The sequence below is a fragment of the Chitinophagaceae bacterium genome, assembly GCA_007695095.1.
GTDB lineage: Bacteria > Bacteroidota > Bacteroidia > Chitinophagales > REEL01 > REEL01.
Window position 1 is genome coordinate 1 of record REEL01000010.1, and the last position, 2,888, is coordinate 2,888.

The window sequence follows — 2,888 nt, forward strand, 5'->3', positions numbered from 1 at the left end:
CGGTCTTTTCCACTTAAATAATATGATGCACTTGAATAATAGTAATCTTCTTCATTTTCTGCCAGATTCCACTTTTTATGAATTGGGTTGCGATGTATATACTCTAATTTTTGCTCTATCACTTCATAAGTGTATAATGGTACTGCTAATGGCCGTCTTTCCCAAATCTGAAACTTCCTGTCATTCTGTGTACTTATGAATTCTTTTAAGACCTCAGGATGATTTTCTACCAAATCAAACTTAATTTGTTGTGAAGTAAATTTTAGCATGTCCCGTTGAATATCTTTCAGCTTATGCCCTTCACACACTGAACAAATCATATGAATATGATTCGGCATTATCACAAAACCACTAATCAACATTCTCTTTTTTTGAGTCATAAACTCCATACTTGATAATATAATTTTTTTGTACTTATCAGGCTTTAAGAGATGCTTCCAATATAAAACTGTTGCCGTGAAAAAATATACCGGATTATCAGCAGGAATTACAATTGAACTTGAAAATGCAAATATCATTCGATAAATATAAAAAATTTAGCAGACAATAAAAGGTTTGTGGTTGGTGATAACACGCAACCACGGCTAAAAAGCAGCGCTATCTATATTCAGAATGAAGTGAGTGCGTTTAACTAACCAAATAAACTTCTTAATAAACCAAACCTCCCTTTCCCACTTAAACCTGAAGTGTATATTTGACTTTTAACTTAAAAAACGGATTAAGTACTCTTACATCATAATCAAGTAATCAAAAAATCTTTTAAAATCAAGGTTAAGACATTTCCCGCCGTGGTTGGTGTTATCACGACCACCTTAAATAGCTAAATATCCCTGCAATATATAAAAAACTAAATATATCTCAAGATGTAAATAGCTTTACACGTTCTGAAATCAGTTTTTCAAAGCCTTTTTTTCTTTCTGCTTCTAAAAAAGAATCCTCAATTAATTGAATAGCTTTAGGTAGCCACTTCACAAGTCTTTTATATACAATGTTTATTTGTTTCTCATTCAATTTTAAAACTACACCTAAACGATCGAAATATTCTCTTTTAAAGTTTTTCTTTTTGCCACCTAACATCAAGGCTAAATCCTCTTTATCCTTCGGGAGTATTAGTTTCACGTTTAACAAATCATAAAAAGGAGAAAGCTCCCAACCTATATTTGATAAGTACATCGAGTAATTTTTCAGGTGCATATCGTTGTTTCCGATAACAAAATTAAAAACAGTAGATTCAAAAAAGCGCAACTTATCCAAAAGGGTATTTTCAGATAATTCACCAATGGTTTTTCCTAAAGTTTCCATGGTACCCATATATTTATCTGACAACTCAAGAATTTGAAGAAAATCAATCATGTGATTTTTAGAGCCATCCGGATTTCGATCAATTCTTTTGCTTATAAAACACAATTCACCGGATTCCAAGCGAATCATGCTTACAGGTACGATTTCTATTTTAAACAATGAGGCTAACTTCATAGAAAGATGCTCATTTTCCGGCATTTGAGGGTAAGCGGCATTTTGTGGTTTTAAAATAAAATGCCCCTCTAAAGCATCCAAAATGGTTAATCTTCCCCGATGTCCATTTCCTAATTCATTTTTTAACCATCCTAAAGATAATTTAGGCTGAACTCCCGGCACTGATATAGATAATTCAACCGCTTTTTTAGCCAATTTTTCCATTTCAGATAAGCGATAGGGCAAAACAGGAGCTTCTTTAGTTCCGAAAAACTCCTTTGAACACTTAGGGTGATAATCAATTTGATTTTCTTCCAACTCTTTATAACAATACAAACATTTATACATTGATTTCAGCATTTAGAGGATGAACACTAACAGCACCAATGGCATTTTGACAACATGCAAGAAGAAGGCCCATGCGGTCATTTTTGTTAATTTTCCAGCTTTTAGTAGCAATATTCAACAGCCATCCTTCGGGAATTAATCCATCAAAAAAAGGAAATAACCTTTTACTTCTATAAGGTCTTGAAGACACAGGCATATTAAAGGTGATAAATTGATTAGGGTAAGTTTCTATATATTTTTCATCATATACAAAAAGGTACTCTCCATTATCATCCTCAGTTAAGATACCTGCTTTTATATTATTGTATTTAACTATTCCTTGTCGCATCTTTTGCATTTACCGGACCTAAAATGTGACCAAACATTTGCAATACATGATTAACCTTTGACAAACTGAGGTTTTCTTTACCTTGTTCTATCTTTCGAATAACAGTAAGAGCGACACCGGCCTTTTCTGCAAACTCTTCCTGGGTCAGGTTCAATTGCTTCCGTCTAGTCTTTACAAAGTTTGACAACTCATTCATCTTATATGCATTTACATACAAAAGTAATAAAAACAATTGAATTATATGTAATAACGTATAATTTAGCTAAATTAGTAAATATTATATGCAATTAGATATAAAATCACATCGATAAGCTTTCAACTCATGCCGGATTTTAAGGAAAATAAAAGATTTGTGGTTGATGATAACACGCAACCACGGCGGGAAACTTGACGGTAAATAATCTTTGATAGTAATAGAATGAGTAAGATTGGAACGTTTGCTAATACTACTCTTATTTTACAATGTTGTATTACATGCGTATTATGTGACAGAGTTGGGGAATATCATCTTACGTAAGTAGGTATGCGGCAGAGTGGGGATTTAATTATTTTAATTGACTAATTTCTTGGTAGGTTTGTTTTTTTATATCATGAAACTTGTTCCAAACTTTACTGTATTGTTTTAGAATAGTATCATCGTCATTAATTTCTCTCATTATTAAATTAGCTTTATTCAAGTAGCTAATGAAGTTACCCCAATCGAATTGAGTAGAACGAGTATATCCTGTCGGACTTTCAGAGTCAGGTAACCATTTTA

Annotated in this window: 5 protein-coding genes; all 5 read right to left on the bottom strand. The window is 32.5% G+C overall.

All coding sequences use genetic code 11. The features are described 5' to 3' along the window. On the bottom strand, positions 1 to 518 hold a 518-nt coding region (locus tag EA412_00165; protein ID TVR84744.1), incomplete at its 3' end, for a transposase. Between the two features lie 340 nt (positions 519 to 858). Continuing rightward, a complete protein-coding gene (locus tag EA412_00170) occupies positions 859 to 1,680 on the bottom strand; it encodes a type II toxin-antitoxin system HipA family toxin (GenBank protein TVR84748.1) in 822 nt (273 codons plus the stop codon). A 115-nt stretch (positions 1,681 to 1,795) separates the two neighbouring features. Next, positions 1,796 to 2,131, bottom strand: a complete 336-nt coding sequence (locus tag EA412_00175; GenBank protein ID TVR84745.1) for a phosphatidylinositol kinase — start codon at positions 2,129 to 2,131, stop codon at positions 1,796 to 1,798. Further along, entirely contained in the window at positions 2,112 to 2,327 is a 216-nt protein-coding gene (locus EA412_00180; protein ID TVR84746.1) for a transcriptional regulator, read from the bottom strand. Before EA412_00180 ends, EA412_00175 begins: the two co-directional genes overlap by 20 nt. A 349-nt stretch (positions 2,328 to 2,676) precedes the next feature. Further along, positions 2,677 to 2,888, bottom strand: a 212-nt coding sequence (locus EA412_00185) for a hypothetical protein (GenBank protein TVR84747.1), incomplete at its 5' end; no start/stop codon positions are given.